The organism is Bartonella sp. MF74HXZ, from assembly GCF_042194445.1.
In the GTDB taxonomy this organism is placed as follows: Bacteria; Pseudomonadota; Alphaproteobacteria; order Rhizobiales; family Rhizobiaceae; genus Bartonella; species Bartonella grahamii.
Genome location: NZ_JBHIMW010000005.1, coordinates 147,513 through 169,482 on the forward strand (window position 1 = coordinate 147,513; position 21,970 = coordinate 169,482).

The 21,970-nt window shown below is 37.4% G+C and carries 20 protein-coding genes; 3 read left to right on the plus strand and 17 right to left on the minus strand.

The window, feature by feature from the left end:
* Positions 1-123 precede the first annotated feature (123 nt).
* On the minus strand, positions 124-2,148 hold the full coding sequence (locus ACFIJ8_RS06060) for a M3 family metallopeptidase (RefSeq protein WP_273787764.1): 2,025 nt from the start codon (positions 2,146-2,148) through the stop codon (positions 124-126).
* 544 nt (positions 2,149-2,692) lie between these two features.
* Here ACFIJ8_RS06060 and mgtE point away from each other — a divergent pair.
* From mgtE to ppa, 3 genes are all read left to right on the plus strand, one after another.
* Positions 2,693-4,069, plus strand: coding sequence for a magnesium transporter (mgtE, locus tag ACFIJ8_RS06065; RefSeq protein ID WP_012754587.1), 1,377 nt, complete (start codon positions 2,693-2,695; stop codon positions 4,067-4,069).
* A 1,265-nt stretch (positions 4,070-5,334) separates the two neighbouring features.
* The gene (typA, locus tag ACFIJ8_RS06070; RefSeq protein WP_208439458.1) at positions 5,335-7,161 is read left to right on the plus strand and encodes a translational GTPase TypA; all 1,827 of its coding nucleotides are present in this window, start codon (positions 5,335-5,337) and stop codon (positions 7,159-7,161) included.
* Between the two features lie 79 nt (positions 7,162-7,240).
* The gene (gene ppa, locus ACFIJ8_RS06075; RefSeq protein ID WP_273787763.1) at positions 7,241-7,771 is read left to right on the plus strand and encodes an inorganic diphosphatase; all 531 of its coding nucleotides are present in this window, start codon (positions 7,241-7,243) and stop codon (positions 7,769-7,771) included.
* Positions 7,772-7,833: 62 nt separating this feature from the next.
* On the opposite strand, the gene ACFIJ8_RS06080 is transcribed toward ppa, so the two are convergent.
* From ACFIJ8_RS06080 to ACFIJ8_RS06155, 16 genes are all read right to left on the minus strand, one after another.
* Positions 7,834-8,139 (minus strand): DUF167 domain-containing protein, encoded by a 306-nt coding sequence (locus ACFIJ8_RS06080; RefSeq protein WP_375639208.1) that lies wholly within the window; start codon positions 8,137-8,139, stop codon positions 7,834-7,836.
* A gap of 22 nt (positions 8,140-8,161) precedes the next feature.
* The gene (locus tag ACFIJ8_RS06085) at positions 8,162-8,455 is read right to left on the minus strand and encodes a YggT family protein (RefSeq protein WP_375639209.1); all 294 of its coding nucleotides are present in this window, start codon (positions 8,453-8,455) and stop codon (positions 8,162-8,164) included.
* 333 nt (positions 8,456-8,788) lie between these two features.
* A complete protein-coding gene (locus ACFIJ8_RS06090) occupies positions 8,789-9,349 on the minus strand; it encodes an invasion associated locus B family protein (protein ID WP_012754582.1) in 561 nt (186 codons plus the stop codon).
* Between the two features lie 99 nt (positions 9,350-9,448).
* The gene (locus ACFIJ8_RS06095) at positions 9,449-9,970 is read right to left on the minus strand and encodes an RNA pyrophosphohydrolase (RefSeq protein ID WP_375639210.1); all 522 of its coding nucleotides are present in this window, start codon (positions 9,968-9,970) and stop codon (positions 9,449-9,451) included.
* A 39-nt stretch (positions 9,971-10,009) separates the two neighbouring features.
* The gene (locus ACFIJ8_RS06100; protein WP_273787761.1) at positions 10,010-11,320 is read right to left on the minus strand and encodes a S41 family peptidase; all 1,311 of its coding nucleotides are present in this window, start codon (positions 11,318-11,320) and stop codon (positions 10,010-10,012) included.
* The gene (locus tag ACFIJ8_RS06105; RefSeq protein WP_375639211.1) at positions 11,310-12,590 is read right to left on the minus strand and encodes a murein hydrolase activator EnvC family protein; all 1,281 of its coding nucleotides are present in this window, start codon (positions 12,588-12,590) and stop codon (positions 11,310-11,312) included. The genes ACFIJ8_RS06100 and ACFIJ8_RS06105 overlap by 11 nt, the downstream gene beginning before the upstream one ends.
* 96 nt (positions 12,591-12,686) lie before the next feature.
* The gene (rlmH, locus tag ACFIJ8_RS06110; protein ID WP_273787759.1) at positions 12,687-13,169 is read right to left on the minus strand and encodes a 23S rRNA (pseudouridine(1915)-N(3))-methyltransferase RlmH; all 483 of its coding nucleotides are present in this window, start codon (positions 13,167-13,169) and stop codon (positions 12,687-12,689) included.
* Between the two features lies 1 nt (position 13,170).
* Positions 13,171-13,614, minus strand: a complete 444-nt coding sequence (gene rsfS, locus ACFIJ8_RS06115) for a ribosome silencing factor (RefSeq protein WP_375639212.1) — start codon at positions 13,612-13,614, stop codon at positions 13,171-13,173.
* 53 nt (positions 13,615-13,667) lie between these two features.
* Positions 13,668-14,261, minus strand: coding sequence for a nicotinate-nucleotide adenylyltransferase (locus ACFIJ8_RS06120; protein ID WP_273787757.1), 594 nt, complete (start codon positions 14,259-14,261; stop codon positions 13,668-13,670).
* A gap of 29 nt (positions 14,262-14,290) precedes the next feature.
* Complete coding sequence (locus ACFIJ8_RS06125) at positions 14,291-15,547, minus strand: glutamate-5-semialdehyde dehydrogenase (RefSeq protein WP_375628642.1); 1,257 nt, start codon at positions 15,545-15,547, stop codon at positions 14,291-14,293.
* 45 nt (positions 15,548-15,592) lie between these two features.
* Positions 15,593-16,732 carry a glutamate 5-kinase gene (gene proB, locus ACFIJ8_RS06130; protein WP_375639213.1) on the minus strand — a complete coding sequence of 380 codons (1,140 nt, stop codon included), beginning with the start codon at positions 16,730-16,732 and terminating at the stop codon, positions 15,593-15,595.
* Between the two features lies 1 nt (position 16,733).
* A complete protein-coding gene (gene obgE / locus ACFIJ8_RS06135; protein ID WP_273787754.1) occupies positions 16,734-17,759 on the minus strand; it encodes a GTPase ObgE in 1,026 nt (341 codons plus the stop codon).
* A 173-nt stretch (positions 17,760-17,932) separates the two neighbouring features.
* The gene (locus ACFIJ8_RS06140; RefSeq protein ID WP_375639214.1) at positions 17,933-18,661 is read right to left on the minus strand and encodes an RlmE family RNA methyltransferase; all 729 of its coding nucleotides are present in this window, start codon (positions 18,659-18,661) and stop codon (positions 17,933-17,935) included.
* 34 nt (positions 18,662-18,695) lie between these two features.
* Positions 18,696-20,006, minus strand: coding sequence for a Ppx/GppA phosphatase family protein (locus ACFIJ8_RS06145; protein WP_273787752.1), 1,311 nt, complete (start codon positions 20,004-20,006; stop codon positions 18,696-18,698).
* A gap of 934 nt (positions 20,007-20,940) precedes the next feature.
* Positions 20,941-21,543, minus strand: coding sequence for an invasion associated locus B family protein (locus tag ACFIJ8_RS06150; RefSeq protein ID WP_273787751.1), 603 nt, complete (start codon positions 21,541-21,543; stop codon positions 20,941-20,943).
* Positions 21,540-21,970 (minus strand): YadA-like family protein (locus tag ACFIJ8_RS06155; protein WP_375628504.1); only part of this gene is annotated, 431 nt, incomplete at its 5' end. The genes ACFIJ8_RS06150 and ACFIJ8_RS06155, both read right to left, overlap by 4 nt.

Below are 21,970 nucleotides of genomic sequence, written 5' to 3' on the forward strand. Positions count from 1 at the left end.
AAAAAGCGAATAAGGTAAAAAACACTGTTTACAGAGCTATAATGAAGAGAATTTTTGCATAAATCACAACTGCATTTTTCGAATAATATGAAAACGGTATGGTATTAAGCATACCGTTATATCTTATAGTCCACGTTTGTTAATCATTGCCTCTGGTAAAGGCATCCGTCCCCGAAAAGCTTTATAAAGCTCCTCTGGATCACGACTTCCCCCAGCAGAGTAAATAAAACGTTTCAACTTATCAGCAAGCTCTGAATTAAAAACATCTCCCGTTTCTTCAAAAGCCTGAAAAGCATCAGCATCAAGGACTTCCGACCACATATAAGAATAGTAACCAGCGGCGTAACCATCACCTGAAAATATATGCGTAAAATGTGGAGGACGATGGCGCATAATAATTGTATCAGGCATTTGCAGCTTTTCTAATTCTTGGCGTTCAAACACTGTTGGATCAGTTACCGTTTGTCCTTTATGAAAAGCCATATCTACAAGAGCTGATGAAGTAAATTCAACTGCTGCAAAGCCAGCATTAAATGTCTGTGCTGACAAAACCTTATCCATTAATACTTGCGGCATAGGATGTCCTGTTTTTGCATGCGTAGCATAAGTTTGTAAAATCTCTGGTACAGTTAACCAATGTTCATAAAGTTGAGAAGGCAGCTCAACAAAATCACGCGAAACCGATGTTCCCGATACAGATGGCCATGTGACATCAGAAAGCAAACCATGCAATGCATGCCCAAATTCGTGGAAAAGCGTACGCGCATCATCAAGTGATAAAAGAGCAACCTCCCCTTTAGAAGGTTTAGCAAAATTACAAACATTGTAGATAATAGGCTTTTGTCCGCCATCCAATTTATATTGTGATTGCAAACTACTCATCCACGCACCGGACCGTTTTGAAGAACGTGCAAAATAATCACCAATGAAATGCCCAAGTAGACTTCCATCAGACTTTTTTACTTCCCACAAACGTGCATCAGGATGCCAAAGTGCAACAGCGTTTTTTTCTTCAAATGTAATGCCAAAGAGTTTTTCTGCTACCCCAAAAGCCGCTTTAATCATACGATCAAGCTGAAAATAATATTTAATCTCAGCGCTATCGAAAGAAAGTTGTTCAGTGCGAAGTTTTTCAGCATAATACCGCCAATCCCAAGCAGCTAAAGATTCATTGCTGCCCTGATTGTTGGCAAAATTTTGTAATTCAATTTGCTCAGTAGAAGCCTTCGCTCTTGCGCGCTCCCATACAGGCATAAGCAAATCCATAACGGAATCAACACTTTTAGCCATGGTATTATCGAGTTTCAAATCTGCGAAAGATTTATATCCTAATAATTTAGCCTGCTCATCTCGAAGCGCAACAATCTCTACAATAATTGTTTTATTATCATTCTTATTATTATTTTCACCACGTTTAGCCCAAGCTTGGAATGCAACCTCACGCAAATCACGACGATCAGAGAATTTTAAAAAAGGTTCAACAATCGAACGTGCTAGTGTTAATGCATACGCTTCTTCATTACCTCTTTCACACGCAATTTCCTTCATTGAATCAATGAGATCTTGCGGTAAACCAGATAAATCGGTCTGTTTTAAAAACAGAATCCATTCAGCTTCATCATTTAAGACATTTTGTCCAAAAGTAGCATTTAAAAAAGCAAGTCTTTCATTAATTTCCAAAAGCCGTTTCTTAGCTTTTTCATCGAGTTTTGCCCCATGACAAACAAACTTTTTCCACCATAATTCAAGAACACGTGTTGTTTCACTCTCAAATATGCCCAGCTGCGACTGTTTATAAAGCGCATCTATTTTCGCAAATATCCGTGCATCCATCATCATTTTTGAAGAATAACGAGAAAGTTTTACAACGAACTCTTGCTCTAGCTGTTGAATTAATACATTCGTATGAGCACTGGTGCGCAAGAAAAATATTGAACAGACACGATCAAGCGCTTTACCACAAAGCTCAAAAGGCTGCAAAAAATTCTCAAGCGTTGGTGGTTCTTGCACCATCGCAATCGCCTCTAGTTCTTCTTCGGCTTCTTGAAGTGCCTGTTCAAAAGCGGGTTTAAAATCTTCATCACTGATAGAAGAAAAATCAGGAAGACCTGAAAATCCCTTCCAGTCCAGCACTGCTGCTTTTGTCATAATACTTTATGTCTCCATTATAAATTTAAGCTGTAATGATTATCTTTACGACACAAATTGATAATATACTAAAACTATTTTGTGAGTTTCAAAACGGCCTTTCCAAACGCTATTGAATAAAAAACCTAGAAATCGTAGAATTCTTTCATTTCAAAACATATTATATTGGAGAAATAAAGATTATTCGCTCGCACACCACAATAGAATTGCATATTAATAAAAACACTTGAAGAAAGGCATAATCTCCACTCTTTACAAAATATTGCTGTAGATTCTTTTGAAAATCACAAAACTACATTAAAGAAATGATGGTAAAAATCAGAACTGATTTTTATATTATATTATCCTCAAATTAAGCTGTATTCTCGTTTTAGTGATTCAGAAATTTGTTTATAACTTATAATTCACCCTTGACTTTACTTAAAATATTAACAATTGGGAATATAGCTGGGGAGTTTTTTTTAAAATCTTCCATAAACTTTTATTTTTATCTCATCTATTATCTAGATTTACAACTCTCCAACTCTTCAGGAGGTACTTTATCATGACTGAAATTAAAACGACCTTCGACTTCAAAAATTTTTCTCCTGAAGCTCTCGCTGAAAAGTTAAAAAATCAGCATTTTGCAGACTCTATTGATATCATCAATGACCTCGATATCATGGAACGTGTAACCATTCTTAGTCTTCTGCCTCTTGATTATGTTATCGAACTTTTTGATAAACCAGAGCTTGAGCAACCTGCTTCTATCCTAGAACTTCTCCCTATAAATCGTGCTGTTGAAATTCTTGATGGCATGTCTGCCGATGCTGCTGCAGACGTCTTTCAAGAAATGGATAAAGAAACCCGCACACGACTTTATGCCTTGCTTAAACCCTTAACGCGCGCTGAACTTAAAAAACTTACCAGTTATCCTGATCATACAGCAGGGGCACTGATGACAACAGAATTTATAGCCGTTCCTTCAAACTGGACTATACAAAAAACTTTGGATCACATTCGTGAGGTCGAGCGAACACGTGAAACCGTTTATACCAGCTATGTAATTGACCCTAAAACAGGTATTCTTCTCAAAGCTGTTTCACTGCGTAACCTTATTCTTGCCTCACCTGATGAACAAATTCTTAATGTCCCTACTCATGACTCGCCCATTACAATATCGCCCTTCACACATCATGAAGACATCGCACGCCTTTTCCAGCGCCATGATCTTCTCTCTGTGCCTGTAGTTGATGAAAGTAACCATGTCATTGGCATTGTAACCGTCGATGACGTGCTTGATACTATGGTTGATGAGATGAATGAAGATGCCTATAAATTTGGGGGTATGGAAGCGCTTAATAAGCCCTATATGCAAATTAAGTTTCCTGAAATGATGAAAAAACGCGGCGGATGGCTCGCTTTACTCTTTGTCGGTGAAATGCTGACAGCAAGTGCTATGCAACATTTCGAAACAGAACTCGAAAAAGCGATTATTCTTACACTGTTCATACCTCTCATTATGAGCTCAGGAGGAAATTCCGGCTCACAGGCTACATCCCTTATTATCCGTGCATTGGCTTTACGTGAACTCACGTTGAAAGACTGGTGGAAAGTGTTCATTCGTGAAATTCCAACAGGACTATCTCTTGGTCTCTTACTCGGAATTATTGGCATTACGCGCATTGCTCTTTGGCAACAATTCGGTATCTACGACTATGGGCAACATTGGATTGCTGTTTCGACAACAGTAGGTACAGCTTTAGTCGGAATCGTTACCTTTGGTTCTCTTTCTGGATCTATGCTGCCTTTTATTCTTAAAGGTTTAAAATTTGATCCAGCAAGTGCTTCTGCGCCTTTTGTGGCAACTTTAGTAGATGTCATGGGCATTATAATCTATTTTTCTGTAGCTTCCATCATTTTGTCAGGAACTCTTCTTTAAACATGTAAAGTAAAAACTCTTTCTTCTGGAAAGACTTTGTCATGTAACCTAAGATCTTTCCAGAAGAGAATAAGCTCCATTAATTTATTTTCTAGTGCACCGCTCCATAGACAATTTATTATTTTATTGAATAACAGCTCTGAATATCGTAAATTTGCCTCATCATAAAGCTTCTCATATTAAATGAATCAAAGTTATCTTCTTGCCTGTCACAAACGGGATTGGTGTATAGCTAAAAACTATTCAAGGAAAAAATTAAATACTTCTTATATCCTCTCTCTCGCATCAAAAACTGTTGCAATATTGACAGCTGAGAAAGAATAATAATGATATGCTCAATAGGCTTTATATTTCTTCACAACGGTGTTGATAGTATACTATTCGCGTATATTATATCATTTATGAGCCCTATCATGAAATTGATGTAGTGTACGTTCAAAAATCTCTCTTAAGTACATGAATATGCAACAACAAGTCTAGTCTGTTTAAAGCGTTCTGTTTGGCATGAAAAGCATACTCCTATTAGAGAATGCGATTAACAAAAGTGTGAGGCAATGCACTATCCCTATGATTTAAAGATATTGCTTAGATGCTTTTGAAATCATAAATTTGGCTTAACGGCAAAGATAAGAATTTTCTTTTGATGCCTTCATATTCTTTCTAAATAAGACTGTATTCCGGTTTCATAAATAAATAAAACAGATATAACTCTTGCCCTAATCTGGCATACAAAAGCTAGAACTTCTTATAAAATGCTTAATCGTCTCAATATTTATCTCAAATACACGGTTGCATTAGATCTGGATTTTGATTGACAAGTTATAGAATAAGAAAAAGCTTTGTTAGAATAAAAATGTCGTACAGTCGTCAATAAATTAGCTATGGATTGAGAGATCTTCCGGATTTTTATCAATCTCTTTGCAAAACGACAACAATAATACAGCTAGCTTTATACTTACTTATTCTTACAAGCGTTCATATAAATTTCTTACATCATATTGATAAAAATAAAATTGACAGTGATTTTTATGGACAATTCTTAGCTCGAGAATAGAACATCCGTACTATAAAAAACTTTTTACGAAGCTCCAGCAATTGAAGCTTAATAGAGCCTTAAAGACTTGGATGAGTAGTTTTACCATAAAAATATTACCTCCATCTTCCAAAATTATAAAAAAACATGTAAAAGGTTTTGTAATAGTCAGGCAAAGAATGTAAAGACTCTGCCTCAAATGAAATTTCATTAAACGAAAAGAAGAAAATTTATGCAATTGCGTAACATTGCCATCATTGCCCACGTTGACCATGGGAAAACAACGCTTGTAGACGGACTACTCAAGCAATCAGGAAACTTCCGTGATAATCAGCGTACAAGCGAACGTATGATGGATTCAAACGATATTGAAAAAGAACGTGGTATTACAATCCTAGCGAAAGTGACATCTGTTGTTTGGAAAGATACTCGAATTAATATTGTTGATACACCAGGACACGCCGACTTTGGTGGAGAAGTTGAACGCATTCTAAATATGGTTGATGGAGCCATTGTACTTGTTGATGCTGCTGAAGGACCAATGCCACAAACAAAATTTGTTGTTGGCAAAGCATTGAAAGTGGGGTTGCGCCCTATTGTTGCTATTAATAAAATTGACCGACCTGATGCACGCGTTGATGAAGTCATTAATGAGGTTTTTGACCTTTTCGCTGCTCTTGATGCAACCGACGAACAGCTTGATTTTCCTATTCTTTATGGATCTGGACGCGATGGATGGATGGCTGAAGCCCCTGAGGGACCAAAAGATCAGGGATTAGGTCCTTTATTTGATCTTGTGACGCAGCATGTCCCTTCTCCTAGTGTAGCAGAAGGACCGTTTCGCATGATTGGAACTATTCTTGAAGCGGATCCGTTTTTGGGACGAATTATTACAGGACGGATTCATTCTGGCTCTCTAAAACCCAACCAAAATGTCAAGGTTCTTGGACAAGATGGAAAACTTTTAGAAACTGGGCGTATTTCAAAGATTTTGGCATTTCGTGGCTTAGAACGGCAACCTATTGAAGAAGGAAGTGCTGGTGATATTGTTGCGATTGCAGGTCTACAAAAAGGTACCGTTGCTGATACTTTCTGTGATCCTACTGTTAATGAACCCCTTACTGCCCAACCAATTGATCCTCCTACTGTTACTATGAGTTTTCTCGTCAACGATAGTCCCCTTGCTGGAACTGAAGGCGATAAAGTAACAAGTCGTGTCATTCGTGACCGATTGTTAAAAGAAGCAGAAGGCAACGTCGCTCTTAAAATTGAAGAATCAGCCGATAAAGATTCTTTCTACGTTTCAGGACGAGGAGAATTACAACTTGCAGTTCTCATTGAAAATATGCGCCGTGAAGGATTTGAGCTTAGTGTTTCACGCCCACGTGTTGTTATGCAAAAAGATGAAAATGGAATAACTCTTGAACCAATCGAAGAAGTTGTTATCGATGTTGATGAAGAATATTCCGGTACTGTTGTACAAAAAATGTCTGAACGTAAGGGCGAAATGGTGGAATTACGCCCTTCTGGGGGTAATCGTGTCCGACTCGTTTTTTATGCGCCAACCAGAGGACTCATTGGTTATCAATCTGAACTTTTAACGGACACACGTGGTACAGCAATTATGAATCGCCTTTTCCATGCTTATGAACCTTATAAAGGAGACATTGCTGGTCGTGTTAATGGTGTTATGATTTCAAATGACAATGGTGAATCTGTCGCTTATGCTCTTTTTAATCTTGAAGATCGTGGACCTATGATCATCGATGCGGGTGTGAAAGTCTATCAAGGTATGATTATTGGCATCCACTCACGAGATAATGACTTAGAAGTTAATGTGTTAAAAGGAAAAAAACTCACCAACATGCGCGCTTCCGGAAAAGATGAAGCCGTAAAGCTAACGCCCCCTATTAAAATGACATTAGAACGTGCCTTATCGTGGATACAAGATGATGAACTTGTAGAGGTAACCCCTAAAAATATTCGTCTCCGCAAACTCTATCTTGATCCTAATGAACGTAAACGTTTTGAAAAAACACGTGCATCAATTTTAAGCTAATTTCATAATCTCTTTGGTAAAATATTTATAAAATATTTAATTGTATTGAGCCTCACTATATCCCAGAAAGGATGTCTCTATGAATATTAAGGAAATACCCGTAGGCAAAAATCCACCAGAAGATATTAACGTTATTGTGGAAGTCTCCCTTGGTGGTCAACCAATAAAATATGAGATGGATAAAAAGTCGGGCGCATTATTTGTTGACCGTTTTCTTCATACATCAATGGTTTATCCTGGAAATTACGGTTTTGTCCCCCATACACTTTCAGATGATGGTGATCCTATTGATGTCCTTATCTGTAATACCCGTCCACTTATGCCTGGTTGTGTTATCAATGTTTGCCCCATCGGAGCTCTGATGATGGAAGATGATGGTGGTAAAGATGAAAAAATTATTGCCATTCCCACTCCAAAATTAACAAAACGCTATATCAATATTCATAACTATACAGATCTTCCCGAAATTACACTCAAACAAATTGAACATTTCTTTGAGCATTACAAAGATTTGGAACCTGGAAAATGGGCTAAAATTGAAGGATGGCGTGATAAAAACTTTGCTCATGAATTAATTAAACAAGCTGTTGAGCGCAATAAAAAAATATAACGATTTTAATAAAATAAAGCCTGTTTTTTAATAGGCTTTATTATTTATTTTTTCTACGAGATTCAATCTCTAAAGGATTGCCATATCTGCTTTAGCTCTTCTAAATGTGTTGAAAAGTAAAGTTGTTTGTAGCGAGATATTGCACCGTTTTTCAGAGAAATAGAAGAAGATGGTATTTTCCACTGCTTCGCAAGAAATTTAATGAGAGCTTTATTCGCTTTTCCATCTTCAGGAACAGCACGAAGGCGTATAACCAGATATTGTTTTTCACCGTCCCTACATTCAACCCCTATTATTTTGTCAACGGATGATTTGGGAATGAGATATACAAACAAAATCAAGTTATTTTTATCAACTTGATAAAACATGTATTCGCCTCAAGTAATATTTCTATAAATACATGTTTGCGTAAACACGCCACATGAAAGTACGAATAAAATAAATAATAATGAACACTACAATAGGTGAAATATCAATTGTTCCAAAATTTGGTAAAATTTGCCGTACACGGCTTAGAACAGGATTTGTAAGACGATATAGAAAGCTTCCTATCAAAACAACAAAGCGATTGCGCGAATTTATGATATTAAAGACATAAAGCCAAGAAAAAATGACACTAGCGATTAAAATATCAATATAAATATCAAAAATCAAATCAATCGTTCGAAGCAATGCATAAATCATGCGTCATCCCTTTCAATCAAGGAAACAGAAGAGCGTATAGAAAACCTTCATTAAAGTAGGTTTATGTACTAAAAAATGGTTTTATACTTCAATACTCTTTTTTCTTGAATAAAAACCAGACATCTAAATTCTTCATCTCTCTATTTAATGACGATGCAGCTAGAAAACAAATATCAAAATTAAAAATAGCACATGAAAATAGAAGAAACAGCAAAAAATCTGAATATCCCTTATAGGATTAATCTTAAACCTCATCGTTTTAATTATTAATATATAAAAGACAAACTAACTAAAAACGGCCTTTTAAAGGCCGCTTTTATTTTATTTTTAAAATTATTTCTGCAAAGCAGTCAAACGGTTAAGAGCACTGCTAAAACCATTGAGCTGAACAAATAAATCATTCAAAGCTGGTTCACCTGCAGCAGCAATTGTCATTGCCAACTTTAACTGTTTTCCAGAACGTAAAGCTGCTACGTGATTTTTGTCAAAAACGACAGGAACCATGCAACCTGCTGGTACACAAGTCCGAATACCAGTTTCGATAACAGCTTTTCCCTCATCAACTTGTAAACGAACAGGCTTAGAAACCAAAATACCAAAAGGAACTGTTAAATTACCAGATACAACACCCTCAGCATTGAGAATAAGGCTCATAGCCACAACAACACGCCCCTGCTCATTTACTTCTTGACGGTGCATAAAACAAATTCTTTTCCCTTCTTGTATACCACAATTAATAGTCCACAAACCGTAAGTTTCAGTCAAAGAAGAAGCTCCATTTGGCAATGTCGCTGCCGCATCTTTTGATGCAGGAGTTTTTGAATTTGTCGCAAATGCAACAGATGAAATACTCAAGAGAGTAAAAACTATAAGTAAATTAAATAATTTTTTCATTTTATATTCCTGTTCTTTACATAAAAGAGAAACATGTTTATTATTTATAAATGATATAAAGCGTCTTAATAAAAAAGCTTTCTCATAATCATATAGCTTTTATAATGGTCTAAGGCTACCTCGAAATTCGCTGACAACTTTCATATAGACATGCTTTTTAAAAGAAACAGCGATCAACGGAAGGTTTTCTAGATCAATCCATTTCCATTGATCGAATTCTGCTTTATTGCCATCTGGTGGCGGATTAATCGTAATTTCAGAAAGCTTTCCCGTAAACTGGAAAGCAAACCACTTTTGTATTTGTCCACGATATTTATTGCTTAATGTACACCCAATAAGTTCTTGTGGAAAATCATAGTGGAACCAATTTTGTGCTTCTTTAATCAACTTTACAGATCGAATACCCGTTTCTTCATAAAGTTCACGATATGCTGCATCTAACGGTTTTTCATCTTCATCAATCCCTCCTTGAGGAAGCTGCCAACGATGAGATATGTCAATATCTGCATGAATGGGCGTCATTAAACGACGCCCAACCCAAACTTTACCCTCATGATTAAAGACAACAATCCCAACACATTTGCGATATGGAAGAATCTTCAAATTAATACCTGCATCCATTTAATATTCCTCAAAATCGCAAGCTATAGATATCATTTCTCACTTTAACACATCCTTATTGGGATCTGGTGGAAATGCTGCATTTGCCATTTCACCTCGTAACAGCTTATAGGCCTCATTCAATTGAATATCATCTTTAGGGTCTTTCGGAACAAAAGCAGCTGAACCAGATCCTTTATTACTCTCTCGTTTTCCTTTGATATGTCCTTTTAATGTAGACTCACCGACTTTTACATCATAACCCTTATATTTTTCAGGGAGTGGTTGTTCTACAATAATATCAGGCGTGATCCCTGTTCCTTGAATAGAAGTGCCAGATGGCGTGTAATAAAGTGCTGTTGTTAAGCGTAAAGCTCCATTTTCACCCAAAGGAATAATTGTTTGAACAGATCCTTTACCAAAAGACTGCGTCCCTAAAATTGTTGCACGACGATGATCTTGTAATGCACCCGCAACAATTTCAGAAGCACTTGCCGAACCACCATTAATAAGGACAATGAGCGGTTTTCCATGGATAACATCACCTGGCTTCGCATCAAATCTTGTCACATCACTCTTTTTGCGCCCACGAGTCGACACAATTTCACCTTTATTGAGAAAAGCACTCGAAACATTAACAGCTTGATCTAAAAGCCCACCAGGATTAAGTCGCAAATCAAGAACGTAACCTTTTAGCTTATCTTCAGGAATTTTAGATTGGATATCTTTAATTGCCGCCAGAAGATTACCTAATGTCTGCTCAGAAAACTGGATAACCCTTAAATATCCAATATCGCCCTCAACCCGATACTTCACCGCTTTTACCTTGATAATATCACGAACAATCTTCACTTCAAATGGCTTATCAACGCCAGAACGAATAATTGTTAAGGTAATTGGTGTTCCAGGAGCACCTCGCATCTTATTAACAGCTTCATTCAATGTTTGACCATTCGTTTGTACATCATCAATTTTTGAAATAAGGTCTCCTGCTAAAATACCTGCTTTTGAAGCGGGAGTATCATCCATTGGTGAAACAACTTTAATCAAGTTTTTTTCCATAGTGACCTCAATACCAAGACCTCCGAACTCTCCTTTCGTAGAATCCCGCATATCCTTGGCTTCTTCAGCATTCAAATAAGATGAATGAGGGTCCAGTGATGTGAGCATGCCATTGATAGCATTTTCAATAAGCTTTTTATCATCTGGAACTGTAACGTACTGCATACGCACGCGCTCAAAAACATCGCCAAATATAGCTAGCTTTTTATATGCATTATCTTCATTATTCGCAGCAACAGACTGCACCATAATCATTGAACAGGCGCCGAGCAATACCCCAGCGACCAAAAGAATAACTTTACGAATCATTTTGGCTCCTTCTTATTTTTTCAGTCTGCCACCAAGGAGTTGGATTTACAGGTTTTCCCTGCTTTCTAAACTCAATGTAAAGCATTGGAGAAGTTTTTCCTATATCCAATGCAACACTGTTTGAAATAAATTGCATCTCCATTATACCCAGAGGCTCACCAGAAAGGACAAACTGCCCCTGTTTTACATTAATTCTCGACATTCCAGTAAGAATAATATGATAACCATTTCCAACATTGAGAATAATTAACTGTCCGTAAGAACGAAATGGCCCAGCAAAAGCAACAAAAGCATCTACAGGTGATATAACAACAGCTCCTGACTCTGTTTCTATCGTTTCACCAAAGCGCGTAATCTGCGAATTTTTGTTAGAGTGATGTATTCTTTTTCCTGAAACAGGAAAAAGTAAAGAACCTTTTCGGCTTTCAAAATTGGACTGTTCTAACAATTGCAAACTTTTCCGTACCTGTACTGATGCATCAGAGCTAAGTTTTGACTGACGGTCGAGCTCTAAAATCAATTCTTCCAAAGACTGCGCTTTTTTAGCAAGAGCAATATTTTTTTGTTGCTGTTCTGTCAGTTCTTTTTCTGATTTTTTTTGTAGTTTGTTTTTTTTGTCTAATAAAAGCTCTAGACGTTTTCGCTGCTCTGCTTGATTTTGCAGTTTTGTCTTTAATGCCGTATATTCCGTAGTAATGGAATTACTCAAATTGGTCAACTCCTTGAGTTTCTGTGTTAAATCTCGTGTTTTCTCTTGCATCTGAGGAATAACAGTACCTAATAAAACAGAACTACGTATAGAAGCCAACGCGTCCTCTGGCTGTATCATAAGAGCAGGAGGTGGATTCAATCCCATACGTTCCAAAATTGCAAGAACTTCCGCAAATTCAGTGCGACGATTTTTTAAACTTTGATAGACTTGTACCCGCTCTTCTATCATTTTTTTAAGCTTTTCTTCCCTTTTAGCAATATCATCTGCTACTGTACGTTCTTCTTTAGCCGCCTTTATGAGTGCATCACTCAAAACACGTTGATCTTTTTTTAAATGCTCAACTTGATGCGTAAGAAAAGCAACACGCTCACGCGAAAGTGAAATGTTTTGGCGAATTTCTCCTAATTCTTTATGTGCTTCCGTACTCCTCATTGTATCTTCCGCATGCGATACAGAAAAGCAAAAAAACATACTCAAGAGCAAAATGACAAATATCACGCACTCCCCATATAAATATAGCATCTTTCTATGAAGAAGCTTTTTCATTTGCCCAACCATGACACCTCATCGTATACACTAGAGATGCTTTAAATGGTGTCAGCTAAAACAATATTAATAAATATATAAATAAGTGCTAAAAATTGCACAAAAATATTAAAAACGATGATACGGATGATTATTTTCGATTGTCACAGCGCGGTAAAGTTGTTCTGTAAGAAGAATACGTGCAATTTGATGTGGCCACGTCATCAAACCAAAAGATAAAAGAAAATCAGCATGCTTCCTTATTTGTTCATTATGTCCATCAGGTCCTCCCAAAGCAATGACGACATCTCGAATGCCTTCATCACGATAACACCTCAATTTTTCAGAAAAAGAAGTTGAAGAAATCGATTCTCCACGCTCATCTAACACAATTAATCGACATTTTTCAGGTAAAAATTCAATAAGTCTTTTTCCCTCCTCCTCCATACGTTGACACGCTGTTTGAGCACGACTTTCTGGTATCTCTTGTAACTTTTTTAAATGAAAGCCTACAACTCCAGAAATTTTAGAAAAACGATCCAAATAATGCTGAACTAATTTTTGCTCCGCCCCACTTTTCATACGACCAACCGCAAAAATAGAAATTTGCATTTTAATGATCTCCGAAGAGAAGCAAAGCTGTATCGTTTAAATCCGGAGTCATCCATATTTTTTCTAAATTATAAAAAAGACGAATTTCTGGACGAAAAAGATGAATGATAATATCACCTGTATCAATCAATACCCAGTCACCTCCAGCAAGCCCTTCTACACGCGCAAGCCCCTGCCCACTATCTTTCCAAGTATGTAATAAATGATCAGCAACAGACGATACATGACGCTGCGAATTTGCTGAAGCTATGACCATATAATCAGCCAAAGATGACTTCCCCCGAATATCAATAGCAACAATATCTTCTGCTTTTGTATCTTCTAAGCTCTTGAGAATAACTTCAAGACTCTCTCTAACAGAAAAAACTTTTTTTTCTTTTGAAGGCATACTATCGTAAGAGTGTTTATGTGCAATATTTTTCAGATCAATATCCTTTCTTATCATTGTGGAATCTAAAAAGAGATTTCTCTAAAGAGAAGCAGAATCTTATGAAATGTTCAAGAAAAATCATTCTTTTTTAAACGCAGGTTTGTTGAAGATTGAAAAGATAAAGGTCCATGCAAATAAGTCCAAACTGGTGGCTTGATAAAAGGTAATCGCTTACTTTCTCTCTCATCCAAACGAAAACGACGATAAATATGTGCCATAGGCGAAGAAAGTGCCGACCGATTGCCTAAAGGACGATCAATAATCGCAATAGGAAGCATAGAAACGATATCATGCCATCGATACCAATGATGTATCGTCGTAAAACTATCTGCCCCCATAATCCATACAAAATTTACGCCACTGTAATGGGTAAGAATATGAAAAATTGTATCTATTGATACTTTGCTCCCTATAGCCTGTTCAAAACCTGTTAAGCGAATTTTCGGATGGTCAATAAGTCTAAAACTTAATTGCATTCTCTCCTCTAAAGAGAGCAACTGTGTACGATCCTTTAAAGGATTTCCTGGAGTGATCATCCACCATAACTGATCAAGATGCAAACGCCGAATGGCAATTTTTGCAACAAGAAGATGCCCTGCATGCGGTGGATTAAAGGAACCACCAAAAAGACCCACAACATTGGATCTTTCAACATGTGGCATACAATTTTTCCATGGAAAAAATGGTGTTCTCAAGCTCTAACCTGACCATTTCCTTTAACATGATATTGAAATGAAGTTAGCTGTTCAACACCTATCGGGCCACGTGCATGCATTTTTCCTGTTGCAATACCAATTTCCATTCCAAAACCAAATTCACCTCCATCAGCAAATTGTGTGGACGCATTGTGCAGCAAAATAGCTGAATCTAAATGATTAAAAAAATTCTTCACCACTTCCAAATCCTCAGCAATAATCGATTCCGTATGTCCTGATGAATAACGCTTGATATGAGAAATGGCTCCCTCAACACCCTCAACCGTTTTAACAGAAAGAATAGCATCAAGATATTCATGCGACCAATCTTCTTCAGAAGCTAATTTGACATCTGGCATAAGAAAAACAATATCTTCTGTGGCACGAATTTCACACCCCTTCTCCTGTAAAGCAGTTAAAACAGGAAGAAACTTTTTTAATGCTTGGCTGTCAATGAGAACTGTCTCAACAGCGCCGCATATCCCTGTCCGCCGCAACTTTGCATTTAAAACAATATTGCGTGCCATAGCTAAATCTGCCGATTTATCAATATAAATATGACAAAGTCCCTCCAAATGAGCAAAAATTGGAACACGTGCATCAGACTGAACGCGGGCAACAAGGCTTTTTCCACCACGTGGTACGATCACATCAATCGCTCCATCCAATCCTTTGAGCATTTCCCCAACGGCAGCGCGATCTGTCGTTCTAACCATTTGAATAGCATCTTTGGGTAAACCAGAGCGCTCTAAACCTTGTACCAAAGCTACATGAAGAGCATGAGAAGAATGAAAACTATCCGAACCACCGCGCAAAATCGCAGCATTGCCTGCTTTTAAGCACAAAGAACTCGCATCAACTGTAACATTTGGACGACTTTCATAAATAATACCAATCACACCAAGGGGTGTTCGTACACGACTTATATGAAGCCCATTTGGACGTTTCCACGCACTCATGACCTGTCCAACAGGATCAGATAAACGAGCAACTTGGCGAACACTGTCTATCATTGCACGTAAACGCAAGTCATCTAATTTTAGCCTATCAATCATTGCAGCTTTCAAATTATTCTGAGCAGCATTCTCTAAATCTTGACAGTTCGCCCGTAAAATTTCATCTGACTGAGCCTCTAGACTTAAAGCAATCATTTCCAATGCATTGTTCTTTTGCTCAGAAGAAGCAACAGCCAACGCTGCAGCGGCATAACGTGCTTTTTGTCCCATATCTTTCATTTGTTCTTCTAAAGTCATCGTATCATCCACTCTGCCAAAACAATAAAAACAAAAGTAACTTTTTTAAACAGAATTGGTCAAGCAACGTACAATCATATCATTACGATGCACCATAGCAGAGCGCGCCTCATACCCAAGAATAGCTTCAATTTCTTCACTTTTATGTCCTATAATGCGTACAGCCTCATCTTTGTCATAGCTTATAAGTCCACGCGCAATCTCAACTCCATTTGTATCAACAATTGCAACCGTATCCCCACGCTGGAAATTTCCCTCAACGGCAATAACCCCTGCAGCTAATAACGATTTTCCTGTTTCAAGAGCCTTAATGGCTCCTTGATCAATCGTCAAAACACCAGATGGATCTAAATGACCAGAAATCCATGTTTTCCAAGCACTGACAGATTTCTTACTTGCCGCAAAAAAACTCTTGCGTTCACCTTTGTCAATTGCAGCAAGGGGATTCATACGCTTTCCTGAGGTGATAATCATCGCCGTTCCAGCAGCATTAGCGATTTTTCCGGCATCAAGCTTAGTCTTCATTCCTCCCCGTGAAAACTCTGAAGCAGCAACATCTGCCATTTTTTCGATATCATGCGTAATGGATGCAACAAAAGGTATAAATTCAGCCGTAGGATCACTATGGGGAGACTTTGTATAAAGACCATCAATATCAGATAAAAGTATTAAAAGATCTGCCCTCACCATTGTTGCCACACGTGCAGCTAAACGATCATTATCACCATAACGAATTTCAGTTGTTGCAACAGTATCATTCTCATTAATAACAGGCACAGCTCCCAAATATAAAAGCATCTCAATCGTTGCACGTGCATTGAGATAACGCCTTCGCTCCTCCGTATCAAATAAAGTGAGCAAAATTTGGCCTGTTTTGAGCCCATGTTGAGCAAGCGCATCACCATAGGTTTTTGCTAACTCAATTTGCCCCAAAGCAGCACATGCCTGACTTTCTTCCAATTTCAAAACGCCCTTAGGAAGCTGTAGCAATGTCCTTCCTAAAGCAATAGCGCCTGAAGACACCAACAATATCTCTACGCCTTTTTTGTGCAATTCAACAACATCACTGATCAAGCTTTTAAGCCATTCAACCCGTAAACCTGTCTGAGGATCAACCAAAAGGGCAGATCCAATCTTGACCACAATACGTTTATAGTGTGTAAGTTTTTGCGATCCAACAGCCATCTCAATCAACCTTGCTATCCCCACTGATCTCCTCTTTGCGTGACATTTCAATAATATGTGCACCAGCCCGCAGCACATTTTCTAAACCTTCGCGGCTAACCGCAGAAAACATCATAACAGGTTGACCCGCAGCTCTTTGCAAAGCTTCTTGTTTCGTTTTACGCTCTTCAATTGTCAGAGTATCTATCTGGCTTAAAGCGACAATTTCAGTCTTATCACTTAAATTATTTCCATATGCATCAAGTTCATGACGCACAATTTGATATGCTTTTGCTACATCTTCTTCTTGAGAAGAAATCAGATGAAGCAGTACGCGACAACGTTCTACATGTCCTAAAAAACGATCTCCGATTCCCACACCTTCATGCGCTCCTTCAATTAATCCTGGAATATCAGCCAAAACAAATTCACGACCATCAATACGTACAACACCAAGATGAGGATGTAGAGTGGTAAAAGGATAATCTGCAACTTTTGGTTTTGCAGCCGTTACAGAAGCTAAAAAAGTTGATTTTCCAGCATTCGGTAAACCAACAAGCCCAGCATCAGCAATTAATTTCAAGCGAAGCCATACTGCGCGCTCTTCTCCAGCCAAACCTGGATTTGCACGACGCGGTGCCCGATTTGTCGATGTTGTAAAATGAAGATTACCAAAACCGCCATTCCCTCCTTTTGCAAGACGATAGCGCTGTCCCACTTCCGTTAAATCACAGATTAACGTTGTATTATCTTCTTCAAAAATTTGCGTCCCAACCGGAACCTTAAGGATGACATCGTCACCCTTTTCACCTGTCATATTACGACCTTTGCCATGCCCCCCTGTTTTTGCTTTAAAATGCTGTTGGTAGCGATAATCAATCAGCGTGTTAAGCCCATCAACAACAAGAGCCCAAACATCACCACCCCGTCCTCCATTCCCCCCATCAGGTCCCCCAAATTCTATGAATTTTTCACGACGAAATGATACTGCTCCAGAACCTCCATTACCAGAACGAATATAAACCTTAGCTTGATCAAGAAATTTCATTGGAAGCACTCTCTGAGGAATCAATCTCTCTACCTCTATAGGCAATACATTAGTTTTACCAGTTTTTCATCATTGATAACAGAAAAACTGTCAATATCGCCGATAACTCTTTGAGAAAAAAATCATCACATCTAAATAGGTTAAGTAAAGTTAAATCTTCTTAAAAGAAGGTGCTATTCTTGTATTTTTGTTTTTCCCTTAAATTCAAGTGCTAGAAGATAAAGCTCTACTGATTCTGATCGGCTTGCAGGCGGTTTAACATGATAGACTTTTTTAAAATGCTGTTTTAGTATCGTGAGAAGAGTGTTTTCTGCTCCTCCTTGAAAAGCCTTTGCTAAAAAATGTCCCCCAGGCTTAAGAACCGAAAGAGCAAAATCAGCCGCAACTTCACATAAATAAATCGTTCTTAAATGATCCGTCTGACGATGACCTGTTGTTGGCGCTGCCATATCAGAAAGAACCACATCCGGTTTTGTCCCTAAAGTTTCAATTAATTTCTGCGGTGCATCTGTATGCAAAAAATCCATTTCCAACATGGCAACTCTAGGCAATGGATCAACATGTAAATAATCAATACCAACAATGCTAGGATCTTCATCACTTGACCCTACTATACGCTCAGCCACCTGACACCATCCCCCAGGTGCTGCTCCTAGATCAATAACCTTTTGACCTTTTTTCAAAAACCTATAACGCTCATTAATTTCAATGAGTTTATAAGCCGCACGCGAACGATAACCATCTACTTTTGATTGATGGACATAAGGATCATTCAGATGCCTCTCTAACCATCGTCGTGATGAAGCTTTAATGGTTCCTGCTTTCTTTTTTACGCGCTGATATAATTCATGTGACCCTGAACCTCCGTAGCCACCCCTCGGTGTTTTTGTTGTTTTTTTCATCGTTATTCATTGTCTCCATATTATATTTAATTCTCTAACGCTTGAAATCTCCGCTTTTTCTATGACGACACCATACCCCATCGCGTAACATCAGCTCTATCAAAATTCCTTCCCTTAATCCACGATCAGCAACTCTTAAACGCTGACTTGGCCAAACTTCCCGAATAACATCTAAAATTGCACAACCAGCTAAAACTAAATCTGCTCTCTCGCGCCCAATAAAAGGACTTACGACACGTTTTTCTATATCCCATGATAATAGGCGTTGTGTCATAAGAGTAATGTCTGCATCATTCATCCAAATGCCATCCACTTTTTTCCTATCATAACGCTCTAAATTAAGATACATTCCTGCTAAAGTCGTAACCGTACCGGAGGTTCCCAAAAGATGAAACTTCGAACCTTGCGCTAACTCTCCTAATTTATGACGATCTGAAAAATTATTTAATAACCCTCGCACATAGCTTTTCATTTTTTCAAAATCGTCTAAGCTAATATCATTCCCTCCAAAACGTTCAGCGAGCGTAACAACACCAACAGGAAGAGAAGTCCAAGCAATAATTTGTCTAGCTAAACGAAAAGAACGCTTTTGAGAAACATCAAGTAGCACAATTTCTGATGATCCCCCTCCAATATCAAAAAGCACAATTGCGTCAGTATTTGGTTCAACAAGTGTACTACACCCTGTAACAGCAAAACGCGCTTCTGTTTGCCGATCAACAATTTCCAATTCAAGACCTGTCTCCTCCAAAACACGCTGAATAAAATGTTTACCATTTTCTGCAGAACGACAAGCTTCTGTTGCAATCAAGCGATAACGCTTAATATGCCTTTGTTTTAGCTTTAAATGACAAATCTTTAATGCTTCAATCGCACGATCCATAGCTCGTGTATTAAGAAAACCATTATTTATTAAACCTTCTCCCAATCTTACAATACGAGAAAAAGCATCAACAACACGAAAATATCCAGGTTTACTAGGAGATGCGATAAGAAGACGACAATTATTCGTTCCGAGATCAAGTGCTGCATAAAGAGGTGGGGACTTTACTGGAGGAAACCGTCGAAGAAAAGGCGCTTTGAGTTTTTTTGTTTTTTGAGCACCTATCATTATCTGACTATGAAACTCAAAAGCTGTCTCAGATTGAACAAAAGCCTGTTTCTGTTCATAATGTTTTTTTCTCTGTTGTCTCTTTATATCAACAAAAACAGAGTATGCTTCTGTTCGTGACAATGCAGAACGATTATTTGCATTACTACCGCACTGATCATACAACTGATCTGCTTTGGTATCGTATATTTCTCCTCGCTTTAACTCTTTTGAACCATAATTTAACGGGGTCATTTCTCTTATCCCTTGAGCGTTCCCCCCAATAAATAAACGCGAAAACTCTTCTTCTCATTCCTAAATAAAGCAATAATGCAGCATCAAATGATAAATACAAGAAATCATTCTTTCTTTGCCTATCATTAAAATTTTCTAAACTAGCATCATTCAGATTTTTGTATAATCTTTTGGTTGTTTCCGTGAAATCATGCTTCTCTTTATGAACTTAAAACTATAAATTTATCGTTTACGTTCGCATCAATTTTTATAAATTTTGCTCTTTTCTTTATACCATTTACACGGAGCACACTTCTATTTTAACAAACCTACATTATCATACTATTTTCTGACTCTTAAGGTCACAACAACCTATACATTAGTACGGTTTATAAAAAATTTTTTCTTTTTTTCAATCTCGTTATCCACACACGAGCCTTATTTGTTGTATGCAATGAAATGGCTTTGATTATGCTGGAATAAAAGTTCCATAATACTACAAAATGCAATTACAATAGCTGTTATTTTGTGAATACCAATTAAAACTATCGTTCAAAAAATTCTCTAGGATTATAAATTTATCTGAAAAATATTAATGCTTAATCAGACCGCTCTAAAAATCCATTTAAAGCTTTAAAAAAGAATTTAGCCTACTTATTATTATAAGGAAGCTATCTTTTTAATTATTTTAAATCGAGTATTTCTAATCTTTTTTACTTCTAATAACTCACGAAATCACTCTTTAAGCTTTATGGAAAATGCTAACTTTATTTTCTATTACATATAAAGAACTTATTGTGACTTTATATTCGTAAAACTCTCACTCTTTCCAATAAATCAGCTCGATGTCATATTATATAAAAATTCTTACTTATTTGACCTTATAATTTACACTCAAAAATATAATACAACGATTTATGAAAAAATGACTCTTGTTAAAAATACTCGATGGATTCTAAGGACGTAAAGAATTAAGTGCCGCATTTAACCCTTTAAATGGTACAGTAAAAGAAAATACCTTTCCTTCTTTAAGTTTATAGGAAATACGTACTTTATTGTCCTGCTCTATTTGTTTAGTCAAAACCGGACCTACAGGCGATTGTGCCAAACAAACGGTTTCATTGCATTGCGTATAATGAATAAGAACAGGTTTTTTAACACCTTTTACAAACATTTGAATCGGAACATTTATATCAGAATTTGGTAATGTTCGAAAAAGCATCACTGCTTGACCACTTGTCGTAGACACAAGAGACCAACTAAAAATGGTATTTCCTTCTTGATCATGAACAGTCTGTGTTACATTACATATACCTTGCTTATGTTTAAGCTTTTGTTTTTCGTCACAAATCAAAGTCCAGTCATAAAACTGCATAATAATTCGACGTGTTTCACCAGGTTCTCCCTTAGGTATCGATAAGTGCGGTGGATGCACTGTATAAATATTATTGTTCTCGTTAGCAAAGCTTTCGCTCTTGCCTATTAAGGCAAGAGCAAACAGAACCTTTACTAACATACTTCTCTTTTTTACAATAACAGCCATTTTTTCTATTATCATCTCAACCTCAGAGTAATTCCTGCACCTATCCCCCAGTGACCTCCAGCACTCGTAATAGATACATTCGAGCGAATATTTCCATCTTCAGATGTATAACCAGCCCCAATAGCAAATGCGGATTGACTGCGCCACAAACCACTACCAAATGAAACACTTAAAGATCCTGGTATATCATAGTAACGTAAGTTGGACACCGCTAAACCAATCGCTGCTGCTTGTCTTGCTTCCTTGCGGACATCCTCAATAGCATAATTTAACGTCTCAAACTTCATATCCGTATACGATTTCGCCTCGTTAACGCCATTATTGACAAAACTATTGACTTGATCATCCGTATATTTCTTCGCATCTTCAAGAACCGTCTTCATCTGCTGTTCTGTGTAATCATGTAACTGACCTCCATTAACAGCTTCTTTCGAATCCTTTT

Bases quoted from the DNA above. Each gene is read 5' to 3' on its own strand.
- ACFIJ8_RS06060 (WP_273787764.1), bottom strand. From the start codon at position 2,148: ATGACAAAAGCAGCAGTGCTGGACTGGAAGGGATTTTCAGGTCTTCCT.
- mgtE (WP_012754587.1), top strand. From the start codon at position 2,693: ATGACTGAAATTAAAACGACCTTCGACTTCAAAAATTTTTCTCCTGAA.
- typA (WP_208439458.1), top strand. From the start codon at position 5,335: ATGCAATTGCGTAACATTGCCATCATTGCCCACGTTGACCATGGGAAA.
- ppa (WP_273787763.1), top strand. From the start codon at position 7,241: ATGAATATTAAGGAAATACCCGTAGGCAAAAATCCACCAGAAGATATT.
- ACFIJ8_RS06080 (WP_375639208.1), bottom strand. From the start codon at position 8,139: ATGTTTTATCAAGTTGATAAAAATAACTTGATTTTGTTTGTATATCTC.
- ACFIJ8_RS06085 (WP_375639209.1), bottom strand. From the start codon at position 8,455: ATGATTTATGCATTGCTTCGAACGATTGATTTGATTTTTGATATTTAT.
- ACFIJ8_RS06090 (WP_012754582.1), bottom strand. From the start codon at position 9,349: ATGAAAAAATTATTTAATTTACTTATAGTTTTTACTCTCTTGAGTATT.
- ACFIJ8_RS06095 (WP_375639210.1), bottom strand. From the start codon at position 9,970: ATGGATGCAGGTATTAATTTGAAGATTCTTCCATATCGCAAATGTGTT.
- ACFIJ8_RS06100 (WP_273787761.1), bottom strand. From the start codon at position 11,320: ATGATTCGTAAAGTTATTCTTTTGGTCGCTGGGGTATTGCTCGGCGCC.
- ACFIJ8_RS06105 (WP_375639211.1), bottom strand. From the start codon at position 12,590: ATGGTTGGGCAAATGAAAAAGCTTCTTCATAGAAAGATGCTATATTTA.
- rlmH (WP_273787759.1), bottom strand. From the start codon at position 13,169: ATGCAAATTTCTATTTTTGCGGTTGGTCGTATGAAAAGTGGGGCGGAG.
- rsfS (WP_375639212.1), bottom strand. From the start codon at position 13,614: ATGATAAGAAAGGATATTGATCTGAAAAATATTGCACATAAACACTCT.
- ACFIJ8_RS06120 (WP_273787757.1), bottom strand. From the start codon at position 14,261: ATGCCACATGTTGAAAGATCCAATGTTGTGGGTCTTTTTGGTGGTTCC.
- ACFIJ8_RS06125 (WP_375628642.1), bottom strand. From the start codon at position 15,547: ATGACTTTAGAAGAACAAATGAAAGATATGGGACAAAAAGCACGTTAT.
- proB (WP_375639213.1), bottom strand. From the start codon at position 16,732: ATGGCTGTTGGATCGCAAAAACTTACACACTATAAACGTATTGTGGTC.
- obgE (WP_273787754.1), bottom strand. From the start codon at position 17,759: ATGAAATTTCTTGATCAAGCTAAGGTTTATATTCGTTCTGGTAATGGA.
- ACFIJ8_RS06140 (WP_375639214.1), bottom strand. From the start codon at position 18,661: ATGAAAAAAACAACAAAAACACCGAGGGGTGGCTACGGAGGTTCAGGG.
- ACFIJ8_RS06145 (WP_273787752.1), bottom strand. From the start codon at position 20,006: ATGACCCCGTTAAATTATGGTTCAAAAGAGTTAAAGCGAGGAGAAATA.
- ACFIJ8_RS06150 (WP_273787751.1), bottom strand. From the start codon at position 21,543: ATGATAATAGAAAAAATGGCTGTTATTGTAAAAAAGAGAAGTATGTTA.